Annotated in this window: 5 protein-coding genes; 1 reads left to right on the forward strand and 4 read right to left on the reverse strand. The window is 75.0% G+C overall.

Annotated features, from left to right (window positions below; genetic code table 11):
- The 4 genes from ACFUEL_RS35740 to ACFUEL_RS35755 form a co-directional block, all read right to left on the reverse strand.
- A partial coding sequence (locus ACFUEL_RS35740; RefSeq protein WP_380241755.1) for a VanZ family protein occupies positions 1-597 on the reverse strand: 597 nt, incomplete at its 3' end.
- 68 nt (positions 598-665) lie between these two features.
- The gene (locus tag ACFUEL_RS35745) at positions 666-1,022 is read right to left on the reverse strand and encodes a hypothetical protein (protein WP_380241756.1); all 357 of its coding nucleotides are present in this window, start codon (positions 1,020-1,022) and stop codon (positions 666-668) included.
- On the reverse strand, positions 1,019-2,530 hold the full coding sequence (locus tag ACFUEL_RS35750; RefSeq protein ID WP_380241758.1) for an ATP-binding protein: 1,512 nt from the start codon (positions 2,528-2,530) through the stop codon (positions 1,019-1,021). Before ACFUEL_RS35750 ends, ACFUEL_RS35745 begins: the two co-directional genes overlap by 4 nt.
- A gap of 28 nt (positions 2,531-2,558) precedes the next feature.
- Positions 2,559-3,236, reverse strand: coding sequence for a response regulator (locus ACFUEL_RS35755; RefSeq protein ID WP_380241760.1), 678 nt, complete (start codon positions 3,234-3,236; stop codon positions 2,559-2,561).
- Between the two features lie 272 nt (positions 3,237-3,508).
- On the opposite strand from ACFUEL_RS35755, the gene ACFUEL_RS35760 reads away from it, so the two are divergent.
- Positions 3,509-4,342, forward strand: a complete 834-nt coding sequence (locus ACFUEL_RS35760) for a SigE family RNA polymerase sigma factor (RefSeq protein ID WP_380241762.1) — start codon at positions 3,509-3,511, stop codon at positions 4,340-4,342.
- The last annotated feature ends 120 nt before the right edge of the window (positions 4,343-4,462 follow it).

Genomic DNA, 4,462 nt, shown 5'->3' on the forward strand with positions numbered 1-4,462 from the left:
GCCCCGGCCCTCCGCGCGTTCCGGGGCGGCCGCCGCAGCGGGCACCGGCTCCGGGGCGATGGCGACGGCGGTGGCGGCGGCGGTGGTGGCCGTCCGGCGGCGTTCCAGCGCGCGCAGCGGCGGCACCACCAGCAGGTGGGCCAGGGCGGTGCCCAGGGTGCCGAGCAGGATGTCGTCCACGTCCAGGACGTGGCCGGGCGCCCAGCCCTCCAGGATCTCCAGCGCGGTGCCGAGCAGCGCGGCCGCGGCGCTGGTGCGCAGGAAGGACGCCAGCCAGGACCGGGCCGGCGAGCCGACCGCCAGCGGCAGCAGCACCCCGATCGGGGCCAGCGGCAGCATTCCGGAGCCGAGGTGGCGGACGGCGGCCAGCGGGCCGAGGGACAGCGCCTGGTGCACCGAGGCGAACGGGGTGAGGTTGGGCGGGCTGGTCCAGGCGGCCGGCACCGGGCGCAGGCTCAGCCAGCCGAGCAGCAGCAGGTGGAGGGCCAGCAGCAACCGGGCCGCCGTTCGCGGCCGGTACGGCGCCGCCGGCCCGTCCGTCGGGTCGGGGGCCGGGCGGTCGCCGGTCGCGTGGTCGCTGGGTGCGGTGGTGTGCACGCTCCGGGAGACGCAGGTTCCGTCCGGGCCGGTTCCCCGGTGCCCCCGCCCGGCGGGCCCCGCCGGGTTCAGGCGCAGTTGCTCGGGGAGGGCGCGACGAACGGGGACTCCGACGGCGCGGGGGAGGCGGCCGCGGGGGAGGCGGGCGCCGGGGAGGCGCCCGGACGGAGCGTGGCCGAGGGGGTCGCGGCGGCGGGGGCCGCGCCCGGGGCGGCGGTGGGGGCCGCGGGGGCGCCGGCCGGGGCCCGGGGGGCCAGCACCTCGCTCGGGCAGGCGGTGCGGCTGGCCGGGGCGCCGGCGTCCACCGGCACCTCGGTGGGCCGGATGCCGCAGCCGGCCAGCAGGCCGGGGGCGAGCAGCCCGCCGGCCAGCAGGGCCAGGTGGCGGCGGCGGAGTCGGCGGGTGCGGAGTCGGCGGGCGATCATCGGGCCTCCTCCGGGCCGGGGGCGGGCGGTTGGGTGAGCGGCAGGGTCAGGGTGAAGACCGCGCCGGCGCCGTCCGGGTTGTTGGCGGCGGTGATGTCGCCGCCGTGGATCCGGGCGTTGGCCTCGGCGATGGACAGGCCCAGGCCGCTGCCCTCGGAGCGGGCCCGGCCCTTGTCGGCCTTGTAGAAGCGGTCGAAGACGTGCGGCAGCACGTCCTCCGGGATGCCGGGGCCGCCGTCGGAGACCGAGACGACCACGGTGTGCGCCTCGTCGTCCTGGCGGACCTTCACCTTCACCGGGGAGCCGCCGTGCTTGAGCGCGTTGCCGATCAGGTTGGCGAGGACGACGTCCAGGCGGCGCGGGTCGACCACGGCCAGGATGCCGCGCGGGGCGTCGAGTTCGACCGCGTCGTACCAGGCCCGGCCGTCGATGCAGGACATGATCAGGTCGGCCATGTCGACCTCGTCGGCGACCAGCTTGGCGGTGCCCGCGTCGAACCGGGTCACCTCCATCAGGTTCTCCACCAGGTTGGACAGCCGGCGGGTCTCGGAGACCACGATCCGCACGGCCGGTTCGATCATCGGGTCGAGCGCGTCGGCCTCGTCCTCCAGGATGTCGGTGACGGCGGTCATCGCGGTCAGCGGGGTGCGCAGCTCGTGCGACATGTCGGCGACGAACCGGCGGGACTGCGCCTCGCGTGCGCTCAGCTCCGCGACCTGCTCCGAGAGCGACTCCGCGGTGCGGTTGAACGTCCGTGCCAGTTCGGCGAGTTCGTCGTTGCCCTCGACGTCCAGCCGGGTGTCCAGCTCGCCCTCGCCGAGCCGCCGGGCGGCGTCCCCGAGCCGGCGCACCGGCCGCAGCACGGTCGCCGAGGCGGCCTGGGCGAGCAGGGCCGAGCCGACCAGGGCCAGCAGGGTCGCGACCGCCAGCGAGACGCCCAGGGTGTTCAGGTCGGCGCGCTCGTTCTGCAGCGACTTGAACACGTACGCGGTCGGCCCGGTCGGCACCACCTTCGTCCCGCCGACCAGGTACGGCCCGGCCAGGTTCACCCGCTGCCAGTACAGGTGGTACTCGTACGGGTTGCCCGGCCCGGTCTCGCGCGGCCCGTTCACGGCGGCGACCAGCGCCGCCGGTATCTGGCGGGCGGTGAACGCCCCCGGGTCGGAGGACGCGGTGCAGTCCGGCACCGAGTCGTCGACCACCACCACGTCGTACGCCAGCCCGGAGCTGGCCACCTGGGAGGCCAGCGCCTTGAGGTCCTGGCAGGACGGTTGCAGCGGCAGTTGTCCGACGTTGCGGGTCAGCGAGTCCCGGAAGTCGTTCAGCGCGGAGTTCTGGGCGCGCTTGAGCACCGCGTCGCGGTTCAGCCAGTAGGCGATCCCGGACGCGGAGACGGCGGTGATCAGCGCGACCGCGGCGAACACCGCGATCAGCCGGACCCGCAGCGAACTGAGCCGCCGCCAGGACGCCGAACGGGCCCGGCGCGGCGCGGTCTGATGGTCGGTCAAAAAAGGCTCACCAGTCGGAGGGGAGGGATCACGCGGGCGGGTCGAGGCGGTAGCCCACGCCGCGGACGGTGCGGATCAGCGTCGGCGCGGACGGCACGTCCTCGACCTTCGCCCGCAGCCGCTGCACGCAGGCGTCCACCAGCCGGGAGTCGCCCAGGTAGTCGTGCTCCCAGACCAGCCGCAGCAGCTGCTGGCGGGAGAGCGCCTGGCCGGGGCGGCGGCTGAGCTCCAGCAGCAGCCGCAGCTCGGTCGGGGTCAGCTGGAGGTCCTGGCCGTCCTTGGTGACGGTCATCGCCGAGCGGTCGATCACCAGGCCGCCGTACGCGGAGGAGTCCGAGCTCTCCCGCTCGCCGCGGCGCAGCACCGCCCGGATCCGGGCGTCCAGCACGCGCGGCTGGACCGGCTTGACCACGTAGTCGTCGGCGCCGGACTCCAGGCCGACCACCACGTCGATGTCGTCGGAGCGGGCGGTCAGCAGGATGATCGGCAGCTGGTCGGAGCGGCGGATGCGCCGGCAGACCTCGAAGCCGTCGATGCCGGGCAGCATCACGTCCAGCACGATGAGGTCCGGGCGCTGCTCCTTGAACAGGCGCAGACCGTCCTCGCCGGACGCGGCGGCGGCCACCCGGTGACCCTGGCGGGTGAGGGCGAGTTCGAGGCCGGTGCGGATGGCGTCGTCGTCCTCGATCAGAAGCAGGAAAGACACGGGGGTCATTGTGTCCCACCCGGCCACCGGAAGCACCCACCCGGGTGACTCCTCGGACACCGGGAACCGGAGGGCACTGCTCCGGCGTCCGCAGACGAGGAGCACCCGAACGCCCCGGGGCGGCCGTTCCTGTGACAGCCCTGTGACAGTCGGCGGACACCGCCATGACGAGCACCCGGCAGGATTTTCCTCATCGCCGCGAGACGCACCGGACCACCGACCGGGGCCGCCGCGGCGAGGAACCGCTCGTACCGACACCATGGGGGTGCCCGATGACCGCAACGCTGACGACCCGAAACGCCGGGCCGCGTTCCGCCGTCCTGGGCACCAACCGGCCTCGGCACGAGGAGGAGAACGCCGGCGCCGTGCTCGTACGGGGGTGCGCGCACAACGCCGGAACCCGCCGCCCGGTCGTGGGGACCAGGAGCGGGGACACCACCCACGGCCGGTTGGCCGGCAACAATCCGGCCGGGTCGGTTGTGGGCCGGACGCTGCGGCTCGCGCCGCAGACCTTCCGGGGTGAGCAGGCCGGACAGGGAGGCGCGCAGGGGGAGCACCCGGCCGCCGCGACGGACGAGGCGCGCGACATCGCCGAGTTCACCGCGTACGTGCGCGAGCGCCGCGCCTCCCTGTACGCCACCGCCTACCACCTCACCGGCGACCGCTACGAGGCCGAGGACCTGCTGCAGAGCGCGCTCTTCTCCACCTACCGCGCCTGGGGCCGGATCACCGACAAGGCCGCCGTCGGCGGGTACCTCCGCCGCACCATGACCAACCTGCACATCTCCGCCTGGCGCCGCCGCAAGGTCAACGAGTACCCGACCGAGGAGCTCCCCGAGCACGCCGGCGACACCGACGCGATGGGCGGCACCGAACTGCGCGCCGTGCTCTGGCAGGCGCTCGCCAAGCTGCCCGAGAACCAGCGCACCATGCTCGTGCTGCGCTACTACGAGGGCCGCACCGACCCGGAGATCGCCGACATCCTCGGCATCAGCGTCGGCACCGTGAAGAGCTCCATCTGGCGCGCGCTGCGCCGGATGCGCGAGGACGAGCAGCTCAACCGCTCCGGCGACACCGTGCACGCCTTCGGCGAGCTGGTCGCCTGACGCGGACCGGAACTCCCGTCGGGGGACGGGCAGTGGGGGGTGGGAACGGGACGCGGCGGCCGGCTCGGGGGAGACGGCCGCCGGGGGAGTCCCGGACCCGGACGGAGACGGGCGGGGCCC

It is taken from the genome of Kitasatospora sp. NPDC057198, assembly GCF_042670125.1.
Classification (GTDB): Bacteria; Actinomycetota; Actinomycetes; order Streptomycetales; family Streptomycetaceae; genus Kitasatospora.

Bases quoted from the DNA above. Each gene is read 5' to 3' on its own strand.
- ACFUEL_RS35745 (WP_380241756.1), bottom strand. From the start codon at position 1,022: ATGATCGCCCGCCGACTCCGCACCCGCCGACTCCGCCGCCGCCACCTG.
- ACFUEL_RS35760 (WP_380241762.1), top strand. From the start codon at position 3,509: ATGACCGCAACGCTGACGACCCGAAACGCCGGGCCGCGTTCCGCCGTC.